The sequence below is a fragment of the Wenyingzhuangia fucanilytica genome (assembly GCF_001697185.1).
Taxonomy (GTDB): Bacteria; Bacteroidota; Bacteroidia; order Flavobacteriales; family Flavobacteriaceae; genus Wenyingzhuangia; species Wenyingzhuangia fucanilytica.
In genome coordinates this window covers 1,346,157-1,365,098 of sequence record NZ_CP014224.1, presented here as the reverse complement: position 1 = coordinate 1,365,098, position 18,942 = coordinate 1,346,157, and the positions used below count along the sequence as shown (strand labels likewise).

Sequence of the window (18,942 nt, the reverse complement as noted above, 5' to 3'; positions counted from 1 at the left end):
TGATATTTTATCTTTTTTACATATACCCATTTTCACCATAAGGCTGAATATCTTCAATGATCATTAAAGCAAGTTCTTTTGCTTCTTTATCATAATTAACTCTTTTTGCTGTTTCAGTATCTTGTTTTAATGTGCTTAGTATTTCATACACAAAATTTTCTTCTCCAAATTGTTTCCATTCTTTTTGAAGATTTTTATTTGTATGAATACCAAAGTTTAATTGAAAACGATGTCTATTCCATATTGAATCAAGATCAATACTGCTATCAATAAAAACCTTATTATTAATTGTATTTCTTATTTGAAAAACGCCAATTGGAAACTTTTTTAATTTGTATTCGTCTTTTATTTCTTTTTTGGTTTTCATCATTATTTCAAGTTTAAGATATTGTTTATTTGTGTTTTTGACTTTTCTATAAATTCTAAATATGTTACAGGTTCTGTTCTATTTAAATAAAACACAAGTAATCCTATAGTTGTATATTTTAACTGTGCTTTTAAAGACTCAATTTCATCCTTATTAATTAAATTTTTTGATTCACAATAAACCCAATCCAATTTGCATACATTTTCCAATGATGCATTGATAATAGTAATAATTGATGCTTTTGTATGGATTCCATCCATTTTTACAATATAGAATAAATCAAAAATTCCTGGATATTCCATAAAATAATGGATATAAGCTAGTACCGTTGCAGATAAATGCTCAATTCCTTTTGTTTTTTTACTGGTATTTTTCTCTACAAATTGCTGACACTCTTCTTGAAAATCTTGTATGCAATAAAACAATAACTCATTAACATCTTTGAAGTAATTATACAACGTAGCATAGGAATAACCCGCTCGATTTGCAATGTTTCTTACGCTTAATGACTGAATACCTTCTCCTTTTAATATTTCTTTTGTGGCCTGAATGAAGTACCCTTTCATTCTTTTTTCTTGAATTTCTTTGTTTTTCATGTATACGATTTAACACTGCAAATATAATTAACAGTGTTAATAAAAAAAACATTGTTAGTGAAAATTGAGGTTTTGCATTTAAAATAATTGAGAGAAACTTGTTTTTCTAGTTACAATGTAACCTGTTTACGCTTTAAGTCAATCATTTATGCCCGTTCCTTCTAGGGTTTTAGGGATAGATTTTTCAATTCTTGAAATCAGCGTTTTAGATTTTTGCCTTTGAAAAGTAGAGTAGGTACTCTCTTTGTCTCCATGGGGTTAGATTGGAAAATGCGGTTTTTAATTCTGGTTTAGTTTCCAACTCATGAACCTCCGTACATGAAAAATAGGTAATTTCGAAACATTAAATTTTTGGTTAAGGATAAATTTTGATATGTGTGAAAAACCTTTGTTTTTATTACTGCTTTTGCCTATTTTTTCAACTTTTCGATTGATTTAAAATATTCCATTACTTTTTCTTCAGTTTCGCTTTGTAACTTTATATTTTCATCAAAAAGTGATTTTCTTAAATCTCGATAAAGTTCAACTGAATTACGCAAACTATCTAATAGAGATTGTTTTTCGTATTTTGGAATTGTTCCTTTCAATTCTGCTAAGTCGTTTTTATCTATTTCCATTTCTACCTTTCTGACTGCCCGCGGAAGATTACCATTTTTAATATGCAATAATGGTCCAAGTACGACCATTCTTAAAAAACCAAAAAAGTCCAATGCCTCGAAATATTCGCCCCTACCGATTTTAAGTAAAGAATAATGTACCCATATCCAAAATCGATCTTCAATCCATTGGTAATCTGGTAATGGAAAATGTTCTTCTGATTGCTTTAAGATGTTTTTAACTTGATTCTCTCTGTCAAACAGTATGTGAGGTGTTTCAACCCTATGGCTTAACTCTGAAAGTGTTAAAAATTTAATGTCCACATGAAGGAGCGGATTGTCATAAAGGCAAATTAAAACCCTTGGTTCACCGACATGCTCACCTGTAAATCCTGATAATAGGTTTCCTATTCGATTTGCAACATCTAGCATTTTAACTTTATCATCTGAGATTTTTTCTTTCGTTACTAGAATTAAATCTAAATCGGAATATTCATCAATTTCATTAGATAACCAGGATCCTCCGACTGCCAATCCAATTATTTCATTATCTTTTTCTAAAATTCGCGATGCTTGATTTGCAAAGATTTCTTGTATCATCTTGTGATAATTTATATATGTACTTATATTTTATAAAATTAAGATATTCTTAATATACATTTTAAGTATAATTGTTATGCTAAAATTAATTTTTTATTGTTAATGAATTGTAAAGCTACAATAGCCTGATCAAATTTAAAAAGAACTCTCATGTGGTTTATCCATAAGAGTTCTTATAATAACTAGTCCCATTATTTTAAGGCGCGGTTTTCAAATTTAAAGCGTTTTCAATCTTTAATATTTGTTCTTTTAAAATATTAAGAATCATTTCATCATGTATAAAAACCTTACCCTTCTTTAAAAATGAACTGAATTCCGGAAGTTTAAAAGTTCCAATAATGTTTCCGTTGAAAAAAGGAAAAGATTTTTCAGCTATACTTAATACAGACTGACCACCGTTCGGACCCGGAGCTGCATTGAACAATAAAATAGGCTTCCCTCTAAAAAAAGAACGTTCAACTCTTGTAAGCCAATCTAAAACATTTTTAAAAAACGCTGGATAATTTCCATTGTGTTCAGGTATGGCAATGATATAAGCGTCATAACCAATTACGGTATTATAAAGCGACATCAATACATTTGAATGTCCGTTTTGTTGTTCTTCTTCGATGCTAAACATTGGAAGCTCGTAATCACGTAAATCAATAATATCAACAGGCACATTAAGAAATTGTGTACTATATTTAATGAGTTCCTGATTGATGGAAGTCCTACTATTGCTTCCGGAGAATGCTAAAATTTTCATATTCCAAGTTTTAACCATTAAAAATATCTCCTGAAGAAGCGACTACTTGCATTATTTCAATTTGTGGTAAATTTTCCAAACCACTATCGTCCCTTTGTTTTTGGAAAGATAGAAATGAGGGTACCTGAAGCAATCTGTTTTGAATGTCCTCATTTTTGTAATGAGAAAGATGAACAAAAGTTTTGCCGTCTCCGCATATATAGGAAACGTAGCTAAATTCATTGGTGTTCATTTTTTTAAAATCAACCATAAACAAGTTTATGTTTTCTTGGTTCTTCTGAACGAAATCAGGTTTTACGGTGTACGTTACTTTTACGCTTATCATTTTGTTTGTTTTTAAATTACTATTACTTATAAAACAAACGAGTGATGTAAAACGTGACAAAAGCTACTAATTGATTTATTTTTTTAACTTTTCAGGGTCAACAATTGAATAAATCGTCATTATTTTTTCATTATCTTTTTCCAATTCAAATACCTGACAATTAACAAGTTTGCCATCGTTATAAAACATTAATGCAGGTTGATGGTTTACTGTGCTCTCTACTATAGAAAAAGATTTTTGGTACGTATTATATACGTATATCATAAGTTTAATAACTTCTTTAATTCCGACCATCAACTCACTTACAATTGAAACATTGCCGCCATCCGTTTTAACCATGATATCATCTGATAATAATTTTTCTAATGCACTGACATTACCAGTCTTGATACTGGTTATGTATTCTTTCAAAAAAGTTGGAGAAGCCATTGGTGAAGGTTCAAAATCCTTTTTCATTTTTTCTAGTGCTTTTTTTGCTCTACTTAATAATTTTCGCGAATTTTCGATAGAAAATGACATAGCTGTAGCAATTTCTTCGTGAGAATAATCAAAAGCTTCTTTTAATATAAAAACAGCCCTTTCTTTGGGATTCAATTTTTCTAAAAGTACCAACATAGAATAGGAAATAATTTCCTCACGGTTTATGTTTGTGTCCGCTTTTTCCTTTGAAATAGGTTCTGGAAGCCATATTTTATCACCAATAGTTTTTTGATTTCGTTTTTTGATATTGATTGACTGATTGATTACACCTTTGATAAGATAGCTAATCTCATTTTCGATGTTTGGTTTGGAGGATGAAATATATTTAGTTATCACGTCTTGAATGGCATCCATAGCATCATCAACAGAACCTAGAATATTGTAGGCATAAGGAAATAATGTATTTTGATAATTAGTATTTAAGTTCATTTACTTTAGATTTCTTTGGTTAAATAATTGTAAGGTTCGTGAAGCTGACGAATAACGTTGAGCATATGCAAAGTAGGCGATTACAGGATTCCAGCCTATCAAACTATTGAAAAGTTGAAGCGGGCTACAACCGCTAAATTTACAACTATTTCGCCTATTTTGTACATGCATTCTTGGCGGTTCGTTGTTTTTTTCTTTCCTCACGTTAATGAGCTAAACTTTATTAATACTAGGTTACATTCTACTAATCATATTTTGTTTAATTATCTTTCAATATCGAAATGAATCAAGGCTATGACTTTATGAGATTGATAATTTCTAATATAGCGCTTGCCACAGCACGAAAGTCATTTTTAAGAATTGCCCCGTGATTGCTGGGAACCTTTGCACTTATTTTGATATTCTGATTACGCTCAACCACTGGATTAACTCCGGTACGGATTTGTTCTTGCTCAGCACCTTTGCTCCCGAAAGATACTCCAGATGCAAGTACATAGCGTGTTGGGGCAATGATTCTGTCTAAAACCGGACCTAATTCTTTTTCTCTAGCTATCTTTCCAAGTTCAATATTAATTTCTCCCATCTGTGTAGCACTCAATCTTGGTGTTAGACCTGTTGGTCGAAGTAGCCACATTAGAGGATTCAACAGTTTGAAGAGTCTTCTTATCCTTTCCTTAATATCTTCGGTTAACCAGTCGTATGGTTGTGCACCATCGACTAGAACTGCACCTAGACAGGAGCCGGGGTTTCTACTCGCCCAGTGCGCTGCAACAAATGCCCCATAAGACCAACCGACAACTATACACTTCTTTACACCTCTTGCTGACCTAACAGCATCAACATCTCGGACACATGATTCAAAAGAGTAATCGGATGACTTACCTGATTTTTTGCCCCGTGCCCGTTCGTCAAAAGTTATGTGTCTATAACCAGAGCCTAGTTCAGCTATTACTCTTTTCCAGTAGGATTGATTAGCGAATTGTCCGTTCAGGTAAAGTATTGGAATACCTGAACCACCAGTGTCCTTAACGAATAATTTTGTATCTTCAAAAGGAACCAAGCCAGACCAGGGTTCAAATGCATTAGGCTTTGTCATCATTTTATTATTTTATTTCACCGAAGTATTTTCAATTCAGCTTCAACTTTCATTACTTGTTATCAGGATCTTATCAAAAGGCTGTTTGGAGGTACGAAGTTTTGGGGATTTTGGAGCTGCGACATATTAACTCTAAAAACATTGCCAACGGGGCGATACACACGGAAAATCTCCTAACCCCTACTATTTTATGCCCGTGTGTTAGTAGGGTGGGGAGTATTTTTATAGGTTATAAAAATCCATTATTTAATAATTACTCCTGTTAAATCAAGAATTCTCATGTTTTGAAACATGGCATAAGTAACCTTATCCATGATAGCACCTTTAAATTTTATAGTGGTTAGTTTTTTATAGTACTTATTGGTTATAGACCAAGGGCTAGTAAATCTTACATTATTAAGTGTCGCTCCTTCAAAGGATAAATTCTCTAGACTACATTTCTCAAATTCTACATCGGTAAAATAATTATTTGCTAGGTTCATTTCCTCCATTTCGCATAATCGAAATGTGGTCCCATGGAATTTGCATTTTTGAAAACTAGTACCTTTTAAATCAACTGTTGTGAAAGTAGCACCATCAAATTTTGCATTGCTAAATATTGCACCTTTGCCAGAAAGCGTAAAAGTTGTACCTGTTAAAGTCGACTTGTCAAAACTCGCACCCTGCAATTCGGAGATCGAGAAAACACAATCGGTAAGGTTGGCTTTGTCAAAATTTGCATTTTGGGCATCCAGCACTTGAAATATGCTTCCCGATAAATCTGCACCTTGAAAATTAGCATTGATTAGCGGGCAAACTTTAAATCTTGATTTAAGCATAGTAACACCGGCAAAATCACTATTGCGAAGGTCAATGGCGTTAAAGCTAAGATTTTGTCTTCCTGCAGGATTGTTTTTAATGGTTTCGATTTCCTCCTTACTCACTTCAGTATCTTTTGTAGTCCCAGTTGGCTCTGTGGTAGTATATGCAAAGTAGTTCAGGTCTACATCCAGTATAAGCGCCAACCTACTAAAGGTCGCAATATCAGGCATGGATTCGCCACGTTCCCATTTGCCCACTGCCTGTGCACTAATAGCTACTCTTTGTGCCAACTCGGCTTGTGAAAGCTTCATTTTCTTTCTCGCTTCGACAATCTTATTGCCAATGGTTTTTGTACTTAACATCTCTTCTTTCTTTTAAAATTTTAATGCTACAAAGATATTTTGGACATTCAGCCGAATCGAAAATTTGCAAATACTTATAGTTGTATAATCGCTACTTTTGGTTGTGATTGACCATCCAACAGTTGTAATCAGTCATTAATGTTGGCACACTCGTTTTATCAATTTTCAAGTCTGATTCATTGTTTCGGGTGTCGTCCTTACAATGACCGCCAACAAATGGCTAATAGGAACGTTCCTATTATTCCATTAGTATATTAACCACTCTTTTACCCGATAATAACCGTTTGTAATTGATTCTATTTCTAATATATGGTCGTTTGTCATGAGATAAATGTAAGGAAAATTTAGAATATTCATATTAGGTTATGATAGGACACAGATGAAAATAATTCAAGGGTGCGACGATAGGAGCATTTATCTGCCCTTGCAGGTCTATTTTTGTGAGAGGGGTGATGAAAAACCGAAGACCTTATTTCCTTTTCTTATTTTTTTCGCTTGTAATACAACCGCACCAATCCCGTATCAAATGTTTTGGCACTTACGAATTCCAATAGTTGTTCTGGTCTGCCTTCTTTAAATAATCTTGTACCATTACCTAATAATATTGGAATGACAGAAATAATAAATTCATCAATCAAGTCATCTTTTAAAAGTTCGTTAACTACTTCAGCACCACCATCACAATAAATATCTTTTCCCTCATCGCCTTTAAGCTTGGTTACTAAGTCTTTTATATTACCTGTATAAAATTTAATTCTACCGTTGTCAGAACGTTCTGTTCGCGTAATGACATAGACATCTCTTTCGCCATTATCGTAATGCGAAGCTCCAATCTCCTTTACCACATAATCATAGGTTTTACGACCAATCATAATAGTATCAATGGTTGAAGTAAATGCTGCATAACCATAATCTTCTCCTTCTTTTTCAACTAACTTTAAAAAACTAAGGTCATCATTTGGTTGAGCTATAAATCCGTCTAAACTGGTTGCTATAAATAGTTTTATTTTTCTCATTTTGTGTTAAATTTTAATTTTCTACAAAAATAGAAAGTTGTCTAGTGTTTTTCTTTGGAAAAAAACGACATTTTAAAGTTCGGAGGGTAAATACCCTGTATGACGTTTTATAGCATTGGTGAGATGCGAATGGTCATAATATCCACATTCAAAAGCTATATCTGATAATGAGGTATGTTCCTTTTGTGATGTAATTAAATTTAAGGCTTTTTGTAGACGAATAATGTTTGCGTATTCTTTTGGGGTTAACCCTATAAAGCTGTTAAATAACCTCTCTAATTGCCTTATTGAAATTCCATTTTGTTTTGACAATTCATCAATAGTCATTAAACCTCTTGATACCTGTATGTCATCTATGACTGAACATAATTTTGCGGCCTTATTATTTTTTCTATCCGTAAAAAATTGATTTAAATAATTGGTGTGGTTATCCTTAAAAAAATGGTCTCTATCAAAAGAGAGATTTTTATCAAATAGAACTGTATTATTTTTTATCTCGCTGAGAGAGCAATAAGAGAAAAATGATGCAAAAGCTGAAGGTTTAAGACAAACTCCTATGAGGTGTGTGTTTTCATTGATGTAACTTTCTTTAAAAGTAGTCATTGCTCCAACGAGATAGGTTTTACCGTGTTCCATTTTTACTGTGCCATTATCGGTGGTACAGTTGTCTCCAAGGTTCATAATCAAACCTGGGCAACCATCAGGAAAAATACGTTCCCAATGATTACTCGATGTATCACCCCTTATTTTCCAATAGCTGTGAATTTGATTTTGGAGGTTACGACTTGGATTTATTTCTTTATACATCATTGATAAAACTATAAGAAGTTTAATTGTTGTTTAACTTGTTTCGCCCTAATTTCTAAAGTTATTCGTTTTTTATTGCGGTATTTTGAATACACCAGTCTAATTTTACATTATGCAGAACATTTATGTATAAAAGTTGTGTGTGTGTGAAGATTTCCTAAAGAAAAATTAGAAGCTAGCAAACGAGCAACTAATTTTGGTTTAGCTAAACCTAGCATTTTTTATACGTGTAACTTGTTCGCTTTTTTTCAGTCGAGTGAATATTCCGAATTATCTTTTCCGATTATAAATACACTACCTGCTGGGTCCATTATCCAATGATTATCTTTTGGTATTTCTTCCAATTCATCGCAAGTTTCAATTCCGTTGGATTTCAAATATTCTGTCGCTTTTTCCACATTTGGCGTTTTCAGCTCCAACCAAGTTTCCGAATGAGTATAATTGTCTACGCAATCCAACCAAATTATATTATTTCCAAATTTAACTTCGTGAGTTTTAGAAACTGTTGGGTTCTTTATTTCTTTTTCGGTCACTTCCAATTTCAGGATTTCTCTATAAAATTTCACAGTTTCCTGATATTTAGATTTCGGGATTTTTATTGCGATATTTATTCCGCCATTAAATTTGATGTCGTTCATTGTTCAGATTTTAATTTTGTTGTTTGGCACGATCTATTTTCAGCTTGCAGCTAACAATTGAATAAAATCATTGATGCTATTCTACTTATAAGAACTAAAATAATAATTGTAAATGGGATTCTTAAAAATTCTATTTGATTGATCAGTTCTTTTTTATTTCCCATTGTCTATCAATTTGTTTTCAACCTCACTTTCTATAAGTTTTAAAGCAATTTTGAGAGCCTCAATTCTATTTTTTAGTAAAGTATGTTGTGATGTTCTATCCGTAAGTTTTAGCCTGGACTTTTCACATTTATGTAGTAGTGACTCAATAACTGTTGAGGCTTGTATTAATTTGTCTTTAGGATAGTTTTCCATAGCTAATTGGATGTTTTATACTTCTCAATCATTTAATCCTTTTCCCTCAAAAATTTTCGGTTTTGCTTTTTCAATTCTTGATATTCGTGTTTTGGATTGTTTGGCTTGTGAGAAGTAGAGTAAATATCCTCTTTGTCTCCCTAGGGTTAGGTCATAAAATGCTGTCTCTAATTCGGGATTACTTTTTAATGCTTCTTCAAGTTCTTGAGGAATTTCATATTCAGAAGTCTTTTTCATTTTTACTTCCAATCCTGCTTTTTCCACCTCTATGGCTTCAAATATATAGGTTTTTATAACTACTTTTAAGTCAACAATCTCCTGTTTGTTTCTAAATCGAATTTGACGAGCTGACTGCACGTTTTCGGTTTGTTGAATTAAAAGGTTGTTAGCATCATTAAGTAATGCTCCTTTATGAAATAACAAGGCACAATACTCCTTAAAACCGTGAATAAGTACAATGTTTTTACCTTGAAAAGTATAACAAGGATGCATCCATTTAAAATCCTCTTCGAGACCACATTCTAAACAGATTTCTCGCAATAGAATGGTTTCTTCTTTCCAGTTCTTTATCTTTTCGATGTATTGGTCTACTTTTTCCATTTAAATTTCGTTTAATTTAGCTTGCTCTTTTACCAAGCTTATCAGTTCTTCTGAAGGAATATCTTGGTTAAATTTTATTTGAATGGTTTTTTTTCCTGTTTTATATCCCTTTTCTTCCAATATTTTACGCATTTCTTCTGTTAATGAGTCTATGCCAAAACTTACGTGTTTTTTAGCCAAGGAAAATCCAGCAAGAATGCCATTGTATTTATAGATGGGCACATTCCAACTAATACCACTTTCTGCATTTGGTTCAGTAGCTTCAATTAGCTTTTTCAGCTTAATCATTACTTCTTGAGATTCTTGTGGTGAAATATCAATAAACTCATCAACTGTTTTAGGTTTTAAATCTGCCATATTTATAGTTTTTCTGATTTTCTGCTTGCTGGTCTAAAATACCAAGATACAATTGTAAGAACCAAAAGTAAGGTAGGCCCAAAAAGTGTTACCGTTTCATCTCCAACTGCTAAATGTGAAACAATAGCTCCTGACATTACAAAGAAAAATCCTGCGTATGCCCACTCTTTAAGTAATGGGGATTTAGGAATTAAGATGGTTATAACTCCCAGAATTTTCCATACACCTAGAATACTTAACAAATACATAGGATAACCTAGTAATTCCATACTTTGAATATTTTCTTCTAATTGCAACAATTGTACAATTCCTGTTGATAACATCCCTAAGGAAAGCCAAACTGTGGCTATCCAATAAATGATTTTGTCTCTTTTTTTCATTATGACTTTTTTTAATTTGTAAATATTACCTCTAATTTATCGTGAGCCATATTTAAACCATAAGCAAAAGGTAGTTTTAATTGCTCAGCACGGTGTTTTTCTGATTTGTATATAATCTGAATGGTTAACATGCTTTTGTCTTCTGTAACTTTTTCAAAATTCAAGAACTCCAATTGTACGCCTATCGACATATTTTCCATTTCAAAAGTTCTTACTATCTCTTGATTTGGTACGATTTTGTGAATTGTTCCGTTTGCCTTAAACATTACGTTTCCTTCGTGTGAGGTTTCAAATGCATAACTTCCGTGATTTTTGTTTTCCAGTTTTAGTACGTTGGTTCCCATCCATTCTGCTACAAATTCTGCTTCGGTATAGGCTTTGTAAACAAGTTCAACAGGAAGGTCAAATTCTCTCGTGATAGTTAGCTCTTGCTTACCTTCTAGGGCATTGATTTTAGTTTTTTGCTCCATTGTCTATTTAATATTTGATTGATGTTTCTTCATAACAGCTTCCAATGAATTAAATCGTTCATCCCATAATTTTCTAAACGGTTCTATAAACTCAGCTATTTCCTTCATCCCATCAGGATTTAGTTGATAATAGATTTCCCTTCCCTTTTGTTCCTGTTTCAACAATTCACATTCGGTAAGAATTTGAATGTGTTTGGAAATGGTTTGTCTGGAATAATCAAAGTTTTCGGCAATAGCACTCGGTGTCATTGCACTTGCCGCAACCAACGTGATAATGGTTCTTCGTGTTGGGTCGGCTATAGCTTGAAATACATCTCTCCTTAATTTCATTACGCAGTTATTTGACTGCAAATATAAGTGCAGTTATTTAATTGCGCAATTTTTTTAAGAAAAATACGATAAAAAAAGTGTATTATTTTAAATTAGACAACTGTAAATGAATGGTTAGATTAAATAATTTGTAATGGAAAAATATTTAGAAGCCACAACCAATAGTGGTAAACAATTTTATCAAAACTTTAAGGACAGGGGAGAAATAGTAATGTTAAATCTATTAAAATTTAAAGAAATAGCTGATTATACAGATTTAAAACATCTAAGACCCAAACAAGAAATTAGTGGAGAAGAAGCCTATCAGCTATATCTCGATACCACAAAATCACAATTTCTAAAAGCAGGTAGTGAAATTGTATATTATGGAAAGGGAAAAGATTTTTTAATAGGACCTGAAACTGAAAAATGGGATGCAATATTATTGGTTAAACATCAATCGGTACTAAAATTTATGGAATTTGCTCAAAGTGAAGATTATCTAAAAAATGCTGGTCATAGAACTGCTGCACTTGAAGATTCACGTTTGCTACCAAGCTCTGAAATAAAATTTTAAGCATCTAATAGTCAATAAGATTTATTTCTAAATTGTTTAAACTGCCATAGTTGAGAATGCCTAAAATATCAATACCTGTATAACTTTCTATACGAAGTACTTTATCACAATCCTCTAAATCAAAATTGATGTGATACTCAGGATATAATTGCTTGAAATCAGCTACTATTTTGTTGGCTAACTGATTATGCGTGACATTGGTTTTGAAAATCTCGACAGTGGCAGAGGTAGTATTAATCTGGGGATTCACTTTCATTTTCTTCAAGAGATTTATACTTCTATACAATGAATGTAAGTCAAACTCCAAACTGTCTTAAATGATGATCATAATGCTTATAAGCGAAAATTCCAATTTGTTCTTTGGTCATTCTACCGAAAAAACCGTGAATAAAATCTAGGTTGTTATAGCACCCGTAATGTTCAGTTAAATCAAACAATTTTTGTTTTTGCTTCTCAAAATCTCCACTTTTCTCTTTGATGGTAAAGTTTGAACCTGCTGGTGCACCTTTACCCATCGGTTTGTCGTTTTTGGTGTTGGCCTTTAAGACCATTTTTCCAATAAGTTTACCAAGAAAGTCTTGTTTATAAGGTATATTGTTATCAATACCTAGCACCCATTGATTCCAAATATTCAAATGTTTTATCATTTGGTAAACATTCATTTTACCCCATTGCGCTTTACTGTCTGCATTGATTTGTTCAATTCGTTTGATTAGCTGTAGTCTGATGTTCGGGTCAAAAATGGTTTTCATCTTTATAATTTTATGCAGTATGATGTTATTTCTTTTAATTTCTCTCCTTTAGCACTCTGAAACAGATAAAAATCAGAAAACGCATACTGTTTTCCATTTTCCATTGTCATTACCCCATTTGCTGCACCTTCTTTACCGTGGGATAGGATTTGATTTAATATCAATTCAGATGCTTTTACAGATTGCATTTTTTCTAATTCTTCCGTAAACGCTTTTATTCCTTTTAATTTTTTGTCGCCAATCATATTCCAAACGATGTCGTCTGTTACATTTTCTGTTAAAAAGGCAACATTCCCTTCGACAAAGGCAATATTAAATTGTTTTAAAAATTCCATTTTGGGAGAATTACCGCAATTGGGACTTGATATTATTTTGGTCATTTTTAAATCATTTTTATTTCCTAGTTCAATGAATGAAACCCAATAGAATTCCCTTCAGTATCTTTAACAATAGATACAAAGCCGTGTTCTCCAATTCCCATTTTCGCTTGAATAATTTCAGCTCCATTTTCAGCTGCTCGATTTTCTAAAATTTTACAATCTTCACAACCAAAATAAACAAGACTACCATTTGTAGAAGGTGTTATCCCATCCATTTTCATTAAAGCTCCAGCTGCACCGTAATTTTCCATATCACTAGGGAAACATTTCATTTGAACATTTTTATTTGTTGGGTCACTCATATCTTCCAATGTAACTTGAAATACATTTTGGTAAAACTTTACAGCTCTATCTATGTCATTTACATAAATTTCGAACCACACTACAGGATTAAATTTTTTCATCTTATCTATTTATTTAATTGTTATGATTACAAAAATGAAAAAAGGAAAGCGAAAAAATCTTGTCCTATGGCAAGTTCTCTGATTGAGACAATACTTCTTTTCTTATCCTACTTAAAGACGTATCGGTAATCCCTAAATAAGTCGCAATATATTTTAAGGGTACTTCTTTGATTATTTGTGGGTTCTGAATCATTAGTTCTAAATAGCGTTGAGAAGCACTTTGTGTATGCATATTTACAGCACGATGTTTTGCCATAAAAAGTTGCTGAGACATCCAGCTGCGACCCCATTCGGTAAAGCCTTCTATAGTGCTATACAATTTTTGAAAATCATTGAACTCAATTTTATAAACTTCACAGTCTGTTAATGCTTGTATGGATTCATTAGAAGGTGTACGAAGAAATAAAGAAGCTACTTCAATTAAAATATCATTAGGACTAAAAAAATCGGTAGTAATCTCGTTGCCTTTATAGTCAATAACAAATGAACGAAACAAACCTTTTTTTATCAAAAAATATTCATTACTTATTTTGCCTTCATTAAGTATGATTTCATTTTTTACAAACTCAACTTTGGTGTGGGCGGACATAATAGCTTTATAGTCCTCTTTTTTAATACTTGGATAGTTATAAATACTTTCAAAAAAGGAATCTGTCATTATTTTTTTGGTTTAAAAATACAAAATATTGAGATTCAATAATCTTAAAATTGGAGTAGGTAAACATTCCTTTTTATATATAGGTTTTAAAACTTAAAAATATCATGTGAAGAAGCAACTACTTCCATTACTTCAATTTCTGGCAAGTCTTCTAAACCACTTTCATCTCTTTGTTTCTGAAAAGACAAAAATGAAGGCACCTGAAGCATTTTTTTTTGAATGTTCTCATTTTTGTAATGAGATAGGTGAACAAATGTTTTGCCGTCTCCACACACATAGGAACCGTAGCGGAATTCATTAGTGTCCATTTTTTTGAAATCAGTCATAAACAAGTTAATGTTTTCTTGGTTCTTCTGAACAAAATCAGGTTTTACAGTGTACGTTACTTTTACGGTTATCATTTTGGTTGTTTTTATATTTTTATAATGTAAACTATTTCCTTCTAAATATTTTTTCCGCTGGATTTCACCATATTCTTCCATTGTCATTTGGTGTGGAACGAATTTTTCGGGTAAATTAACGATGGTTTTTATCCTGTCTATTCTAAAATTTCTAAATTCATTTCTCAACCTGCACCAAGCTACTATAATCCAATCTTCTGAAGAACTATGGTAAATAGCAAAAGGTTCTATTTCTCTTAGAATTGGTTCTAAGTCAGATTCTTTTTTATAGGCTATTTTTAATACATTAAAATTTGTTAAAGCACGTTGTACTACAGAAAGAAAATTACTTGTTTTTTCATTTTGCCAATTCTTTCCTATAAATGTTCTATTCGCTAAAAAATCAGCTTTTGATTTTTCTTCACTTCGTAATACTGCTTTTACTTTATCTATGGCATTATTAAATTCATTTATCAAAGATTCATCTTTGGTTTTTGCCATTATCTTTTGTGCAAAAATGAGTGCATTTGCTTCAGTTTCTGTAAACATTACAGGTGGAATTTTATACCCGTCCATTAAAGTATAACCTTTTCCCTCCACAGCCACAATAGGAACATTGGCTTGCTCTAAAGCGTGTAAATCTCTATAAACAGTTCTTTTGCTAATATTGAATTGCTCCGACAATTGTTCTACTGTCACATATAAATTAGACTGTAATTTTAAATGAATTGCCGTTAACCGTGAAAGTCTTGAAATGTTATCTGTATATGCCATCACAATAGTATTTTAAATGTTTACTATAGAAATTTCATCTGTTAGAATTTCAATATTAAAACCTTGTTTTTGAACCATATTAATAATAACATCATTGTCTAATATATCGTTAAAATTTTCGATTCTTAAAATATGATCACAATCTTCAAGATCAAAATCAATACAGTAATTAGGAAACCTATTTTTTATTTGTTTCTTTATTCTCCTAGCTTGTTTCTTTTTTAAGATATTAGTTTTATATACTTCTATCATTTTATAACAATTATAATTTTATACAACAAAGAAAACTAGGAATTGTGACAACCCTTTGACAGTCTTTTTTTATTTAAAAAAAACTAAACACAATGTGACAATAAATTGATTGTTGCTCCGTTGGGATCTTTGACAAAAAATCGTTTTACACCCCAAGATTCGGTTGTTATTGGGTAAACTATTTCAATATCTTGTGTTTTTGCTCGTTCATACCATTGGTCAATATTCACCACTTCTATGGATAGAAAAATGGCTTTATTATCCAGTGGTTTGTTCTCCGTATTTTGAATAATTGTGATTTGAGCCTTTGGGTTTTCTTTGGATGCAAAAGTTAAAACCCATTCCATATCCATCACCAATTTCATCTCTAAAAACTGAGTATAAAACTTTTTGCTTGCTTCCACATCATTGGAATAAATGTTAGGAACTATTCTTAGAATGGTTGTTTTCATTACACATCTTTATTTGTTATCTAATTCAATCGCTTGTAAAATATAATACTCAAGTATTTCATCTTTATAATCTTTGGGGTCACTCAATCTTAAATTTAATGATTTTTTTCCGACTCCTTCAAGTAGTTTATACTTGTCTTCAAACTGTTTACCATCCGTAAAAGAAAAGGTAATTCCTTTTAGGGTAGGGCTCACGGAGATGATAATTCTATTGTGTCTATAAACTGGGACACCATAATATTTTTCGGTTCCTCCTCGCATTTCTTCTTTTAGTGTTGGGAATTTTGCTTTAATCAAGCTCCTAAACTTTAAAAAAATAGGTTGATGCTCTTCCTTAATTTTATCTTTTATGAATTGATTGATGATATTCATATGAGCTAATTTTTGAAATTAGATTTTTGGAGATAATGAGCACAACTCCAAACCCAAATAGCACAAAATACGATAACGATTCTACCAAGCCAACCAATAGGAGTCTCTGGTGTAATCATACCATCCGTTTCACTCAAATAAACACCCATGACAATTATTAAAGCAACCTCTAAACCCCAAAGAATTATAGTAAATACAAACATATTTTTTCTAAATGGTTTAAGCTGTTCCTGTTTTCTAAATTGATAAGTAATAAACACCGTAGCCAAAATCATAAAACCTAATAGTCCTGCTGCTGCGTTATGAATTTGGCCACTCATAGTCATGTACTCGGGTAAAGTATCTACAGGATCAGTATTAAAAATGCCTGCTAAGAAATTACCAAGAGATGCTATTACTAACAACACTCCTCCAATTTTAGAACCTATTTTGGGTAAGTATTTAATTAGATATAAGCCTAAGGTTAAAAAACTTATACCAAGTAAAAAGAATACAATCTGCATTAACCAACCTGTATTTCCTAATGCATATTCGCTAATGGGTTGCCATATTGGATTTACTGATGTGTTTATGAAATGTAAAATGACTAATAGGACAACAAATCCGATAGCACTTATTTTTGTGACAGTTAACTTGTTCATTTAATTATAATTTTAAGGATGGTAGTTTATTCTCTTTTCCCTTTTATATAGGCATACATAGCCATTGCATGACCATGGCCTAACTGAAAGTCTTCTTTCAACCAATTGGTCACTTCGGTAGCCTTTACAACTAATTCTCCATTCCTGGTAAAGCCTTTTTGTTCTGCTAATGTTTGAAAATCTTCTGCGGTTTTACCTGTTTTATCTTCTATGTTTTTGATGTATGTTTGGAATGACATAATTATATAGTTTTAGATTTATGATTAATTTTTTGTGAGTAGACATAAGATACACTTAGAACAATTCCTACCACTATAGGCATTACAATGTTGGCTATGACTTGGTCTACCGCTATATGACTTATAGCTGCAAAAATTAAATTGAATGTTAAACCGGCATACGCCCATTCCTTTAGTTTAACTGGAAGTTTTGGAAGCATTATCGCGGTTGCTCCTAATATTTTGCAAACAATTAAAGCGTAGGCGAAGTAATCGGGATAGCCCAAAGGTTTAGTTCCTGCGTTAAAATATTCGTGTGCGAATAAAAGCGTTGCCAATGGCATTAGGGCCTCTAACGCAAAAATGATGGAAGTTGCTATCCAAAATATGATTTTAATCTTTTTCATTTTCTTACATTTATTAATAACTCATCCAATCTTTCTAACGTTGATTTAAGTCCATCTTCCATTCCCATTTCTATTATAGTTTCTAAATCTTTTAGAGAATTGTAGGTTACAATGGTCTCAACTTTTGATTTTTCATTCAAATCTAAAAAACTCACATGCCATTTTGCTCTTGGCAAACCTGAGTTTAGATTTCCATTTTTATCACAAAACCCATCTAATGATCTATAATAATCAATAGGTTTAATTTCTGTAAAATCTGTTCGTCCCCAGTGCTCAGTTCCGTTTGGTTCTATCATAGCGTATAACCAATAACCGCCTTCCTTAAAATCCATCGTCTTTGTTTTGGCCGTCAATGGTTTTGGTGCAAACCACTTTTCTAATAATTCACTTTTCGTGTAGCAATCCCAAACAAGTTCTCTTTCTGCGTTAAATTCACGCACAATAGTAAGTGTGTTATCTTTCTTGTTTACTAAGAAGTCAAATTGTAGTTTATTCATTGTTTTTTATTTTTAGTTAATAATAATTGGTCTAAGTTTAAAAGAGCCATTCCGAAACCTTCCTTAAAGCCCATTTTAATCAATGTTTCAATGTCTTCTAGTTTATCGTGTTTTAAGGTAACATCTACTAATGTAATGTCATTTTTTTCTGTAAAAATATTTGTCCATAATGAGCGTGGTTTTATTGTATTTTCATTTCCATTTTCGTCACAAAAGGCATCTAACCAAGATAATAACTTGTTTATTTCAATTCCTTTATAATCAGCTTTACACCAGGTCTTTTCGTTTTCAGGGCTTACCATTGCATAAAGCCACATTCCGCCAATTTCTAAATCTAAAGTTTTAGTTACAATATGATAGGGTTTTGGTGCCCACCACTGGTTTAATAATTCTGGTTCTGTCCAAGCTTTCCAAACCAATTCAAGATTAGCATTAAACTCTCGCTGAATGTTAATAGTTTTATTTTCCTTATTCACGGAAAAATTGAATAATAAATTACTCTTCATTATTTTTGTTTTTAAGTGTTTCTAATAAATTATCTAGTTGGTTAAATCTATTTTCCCAAATGGCTCTAAATTGCTCTAACCATTTGTCGATTTCTTTCATTTTTTCAACTTTTAACTCGTAGTATATTTCTCGACCTTGTTGGTTTGCATCAACCAAGTCACATTCATTTAAAATTTGAATGTGTTTAGAAATAGTAGGCCTCGCAGCATCAAAATTTTCAGCAATTGCTCCTGCTGTCATGGATTGTGAAGTAAGTAGTACCAATATTGCTCTTCTTGTTGGATCGCTAATGGCTTGGAAAATATCTCGTCTTAATTTCATTATGAAGTTATTTGACTAC

The 18,942-nt window shown here is 32.0% G+C and carries 33 protein-coding genes; 1 reads left to right on the top strand and 32 read right to left on the bottom strand.

The genetic code is table 11. The annotated features are described in order from the left end of the window. Window positions 1–16: 16 nt before the first annotated feature. From AXE80_RS05790 to AXE80_RS05710, 17 genes are all read right to left on the bottom strand, one after another. Window positions 17–370 (bottom strand): GIY-YIG nuclease family protein, encoded by a 354-nt coding sequence (locus AXE80_RS05790; protein WP_083194593.1) that lies wholly within the window; start codon window positions 368–370, stop codon window positions 17–19. Further along, a complete protein-coding gene (locus AXE80_RS05785) occupies window positions 370–963 on the bottom strand; it encodes a TetR/AcrR family transcriptional regulator (RefSeq protein WP_068825312.1) in 594 nt (197 codons plus the stop codon). Before AXE80_RS05785 ends, AXE80_RS05790 begins: the two co-directional genes overlap by 1 nt. A 205-nt stretch (window positions 964–1,168) precedes the next feature. Further along, entirely contained in the window at window positions 1,169–1,264 is a 96-nt protein-coding gene (locus tag AXE80_RS14560) for a YdeI/OmpD-associated family protein (protein WP_335673670.1), read from the bottom strand. A gap of 109 nt (window positions 1,265–1,373) precedes the next feature. Next, window positions 1,374–2,159, bottom strand: a complete 786-nt coding sequence (locus tag AXE80_RS05780; RefSeq protein ID WP_068825310.1) for a hypothetical protein — start codon at window positions 2,157–2,159, stop codon at window positions 1,374–1,376. 196 nt (window positions 2,160–2,355) lie between these two features. Next, window positions 2,356–2,904, bottom strand: coding sequence for an NADPH-dependent FMN reductase (locus tag AXE80_RS05775; RefSeq protein WP_068828696.1), 549 nt, complete (start codon window positions 2,902–2,904; stop codon window positions 2,356–2,358). A gap of 10 nt (window positions 2,905–2,914) precedes the next feature. Beyond that, complete coding sequence (locus AXE80_RS05770; RefSeq protein WP_068825308.1) at window positions 2,915–3,229, bottom strand: hypothetical protein; 315 nt, start codon at window positions 3,227–3,229, stop codon at window positions 2,915–2,917. A 75-nt stretch (window positions 3,230–3,304) separates the two neighbouring features. Next, on the bottom strand, window positions 3,305–4,138 hold the full coding sequence (locus AXE80_RS05765) for a sigma-70 family RNA polymerase sigma factor (RefSeq protein ID WP_068825306.1): 834 nt from the start codon (window positions 4,136–4,138) through the stop codon (window positions 3,305–3,307). A gap of 292 nt (window positions 4,139–4,430) precedes the next feature. Next, window positions 4,431–5,234: an alpha/beta fold hydrolase gene (locus AXE80_RS05760; RefSeq protein ID WP_068828694.1), complete on the bottom strand. Its 804-nt coding sequence runs from the start codon at window positions 5,232–5,234 to the stop codon at window positions 4,431–4,433. Window positions 5,235–5,476: 242 nt separating this feature from the next. Further along, window positions 5,477–6,397, bottom strand: coding sequence for a pentapeptide repeat-containing protein (locus tag AXE80_RS05755; RefSeq protein WP_068825304.1), 921 nt, complete (start codon window positions 6,395–6,397; stop codon window positions 5,477–5,479). Between the two features lie 482 nt (window positions 6,398–6,879). Further along, window positions 6,880–7,413 carry a dihydrofolate reductase family protein gene (locus tag AXE80_RS05750; RefSeq protein WP_068825302.1) on the bottom strand — a complete coding sequence of 178 codons (534 nt, stop codon included), beginning with the start codon at window positions 7,411–7,413 and terminating at the stop codon, window positions 6,880–6,882. Between the two features lie 72 nt (window positions 7,414–7,485). Beyond that, window positions 7,486–8,223, bottom strand: coding sequence for a helix-turn-helix transcriptional regulator (locus AXE80_RS05745; RefSeq protein ID WP_068825300.1), 738 nt, complete (start codon window positions 8,221–8,223; stop codon window positions 7,486–7,488). A 245-nt stretch (window positions 8,224–8,468) separates the two neighbouring features. After that, a complete protein-coding gene (locus tag AXE80_RS05740) occupies window positions 8,469–8,858 on the bottom strand; it encodes a VOC family protein (protein ID WP_054724504.1) in 390 nt (129 codons plus the stop codon). A gap of 381 nt (window positions 8,859–9,239) precedes the next feature. Continuing rightward, a complete protein-coding gene (locus tag AXE80_RS05730) occupies window positions 9,240–9,815 on the bottom strand; it encodes a YdeI/OmpD-associated family protein (protein ID WP_068825298.1) in 576 nt (191 codons plus the stop codon). After that, window positions 9,816–10,172 (bottom strand): iron chaperone, encoded by a 357-nt coding sequence (locus tag AXE80_RS05725; RefSeq protein ID WP_068825296.1) that lies wholly within the window; start codon window positions 10,170–10,172, stop codon window positions 9,816–9,818. Window positions 10,173–10,174: 2 nt separating this feature from the next. Next, window positions 10,175–10,552 (bottom strand): DoxX family protein, encoded by a 378-nt coding sequence (locus tag AXE80_RS05720; protein WP_068825294.1) that lies wholly within the window; start codon window positions 10,550–10,552, stop codon window positions 10,175–10,177. An 11-nt stretch (window positions 10,553–10,563) separates the two neighbouring features. Further along, complete coding sequence (locus tag AXE80_RS05715; RefSeq protein ID WP_068825292.1) at window positions 10,564–11,022, bottom strand: SRPBCC family protein; 459 nt, start codon at window positions 11,020–11,022, stop codon at window positions 10,564–10,566. Window positions 11,023–11,025: 3 nt separating this feature from the next. Continuing rightward, window positions 11,026–11,352, bottom strand: coding sequence for an ArsR/SmtB family transcription factor (locus tag AXE80_RS05710; protein WP_068825290.1), 327 nt, complete (start codon window positions 11,350–11,352; stop codon window positions 11,026–11,028). Window positions 11,353–11,485: 133 nt separating this feature from the next. Between AXE80_RS05710 and AXE80_RS05705 the strand changes: the two genes are divergently transcribed. Next, entirely contained in the window at window positions 11,486–11,908 is a 423-nt protein-coding gene (locus AXE80_RS05705) for a DUF1330 domain-containing protein (protein WP_068825288.1), read from the top strand. A gap of 4 nt (window positions 11,909–11,912) precedes the next feature. Here AXE80_RS05705 and AXE80_RS05700 read toward each other — a convergent pair whose 3' ends face one another. The 15 genes from AXE80_RS05700 to AXE80_RS05630 all read right to left on the bottom strand — a co-directional run bounded on the left by AXE80_RS05700 (window position 11,913) and on the right by AXE80_RS05630 (window position 18,923). After that, window positions 11,913–12,164: a hypothetical protein gene (locus tag AXE80_RS05700; RefSeq protein ID WP_068825286.1), complete on the bottom strand. Its 252-nt coding sequence runs from the start codon at window positions 12,162–12,164 to the stop codon at window positions 11,913–11,915. Between the two features lie 40 nt (window positions 12,165–12,204). Continuing rightward, window positions 12,205–12,660: a DUF1569 domain-containing protein gene (locus AXE80_RS05695; RefSeq protein ID WP_054724481.1), complete on the bottom strand. Its 456-nt coding sequence runs from the start codon at window positions 12,658–12,660 to the stop codon at window positions 12,205–12,207. A gap of 2 nt (window positions 12,661–12,662) precedes the next feature. Further along, window positions 12,663–13,040 (bottom strand): nuclear transport factor 2-like protein, encoded by a 378-nt coding sequence (locus AXE80_RS05690; protein ID WP_068825284.1) that lies wholly within the window; start codon window positions 13,038–13,040, stop codon window positions 12,663–12,665. 20 nt (window positions 13,041–13,060) lie between these two features. Further along, complete coding sequence (locus AXE80_RS05685; protein WP_068825282.1) at window positions 13,061–13,444, bottom strand: VOC family protein; 384 nt, start codon at window positions 13,442–13,444, stop codon at window positions 13,061–13,063. A 64-nt stretch (window positions 13,445–13,508) separates the two neighbouring features. After that, the gene (locus tag AXE80_RS05680; RefSeq protein ID WP_068825280.1) at window positions 13,509–14,102 is read right to left on the bottom strand and encodes a Crp/Fnr family transcriptional regulator; all 594 of its coding nucleotides are present in this window, start codon (window positions 14,100–14,102) and stop codon (window positions 13,509–13,511) included. 86 nt (window positions 14,103–14,188) lie between these two features. Beyond that, a complete protein-coding gene (locus tag AXE80_RS05675; RefSeq protein WP_083194591.1) occupies window positions 14,189–15,256 on the bottom strand; it encodes a helix-turn-helix transcriptional regulator in 1,068 nt (355 codons plus the stop codon). Between the two features lie 12 nt (window positions 15,257–15,268). Continuing rightward, the gene (locus AXE80_RS05670) at window positions 15,269–15,508 is read right to left on the bottom strand and encodes a hypothetical protein (protein WP_054724470.1); all 240 of its coding nucleotides are present in this window, start codon (window positions 15,506–15,508) and stop codon (window positions 15,269–15,271) included. Window positions 15,509–15,591: 83 nt separating this feature from the next. Then, on the bottom strand, window positions 15,592–15,960 hold the full coding sequence (locus AXE80_RS05665) for a VOC family protein (protein ID WP_068825276.1): 369 nt from the start codon (window positions 15,958–15,960) through the stop codon (window positions 15,592–15,594). Between the two features lie 9 nt (window positions 15,961–15,969). Continuing rightward, a complete protein-coding gene (locus AXE80_RS05660; protein WP_068825274.1) occupies window positions 15,970–16,332 on the bottom strand; it encodes a DUF1801 domain-containing protein in 363 nt (120 codons plus the stop codon). 5 nt (window positions 16,333–16,337) lie between these two features. After that, window positions 16,338–16,973, bottom strand: a complete 636-nt coding sequence (locus AXE80_RS05655) for a DUF998 domain-containing protein (RefSeq protein WP_068825272.1) — start codon at window positions 16,971–16,973, stop codon at window positions 16,338–16,340. A gap of 26 nt (window positions 16,974–16,999) precedes the next feature. Beyond that, window positions 17,000–17,212 carry a DUF4287 domain-containing protein gene (locus tag AXE80_RS05650; protein ID WP_054726427.1) on the bottom strand — a complete coding sequence of 71 codons (213 nt, stop codon included), beginning with the start codon at window positions 17,210–17,212 and terminating at the stop codon, window positions 17,000–17,002. Between the two features lie 2 nt (window positions 17,213–17,214). Continuing rightward, window positions 17,215–17,598 (bottom strand): DoxX family protein, encoded by a 384-nt coding sequence (locus tag AXE80_RS05645; RefSeq protein WP_068825270.1) that lies wholly within the window; start codon window positions 17,596–17,598, stop codon window positions 17,215–17,217. After that, complete coding sequence (locus AXE80_RS05640; protein WP_068825268.1) at window positions 17,595–18,095, bottom strand: SRPBCC family protein; 501 nt, start codon at window positions 18,093–18,095, stop codon at window positions 17,595–17,597. Before AXE80_RS05640 ends, AXE80_RS05645 begins: the two co-directional genes overlap by 4 nt. Further along, complete coding sequence (locus tag AXE80_RS05635; protein WP_068825266.1) at window positions 18,092–18,601, bottom strand: SRPBCC family protein; 510 nt, start codon at window positions 18,599–18,601, stop codon at window positions 18,092–18,094. Before AXE80_RS05635 ends, AXE80_RS05640 begins: the two co-directional genes overlap by 4 nt. Next, window positions 18,591–18,923 carry a metalloregulator ArsR/SmtB family transcription factor gene (locus AXE80_RS05630; protein ID WP_068825264.1) on the bottom strand — a complete coding sequence of 111 codons (333 nt, stop codon included), beginning with the start codon at window positions 18,921–18,923 and terminating at the stop codon, window positions 18,591–18,593. Before AXE80_RS05630 ends, AXE80_RS05635 begins: the two co-directional genes overlap by 11 nt. Window positions 18,924–18,942 lie beyond the last annotated feature (19 nt).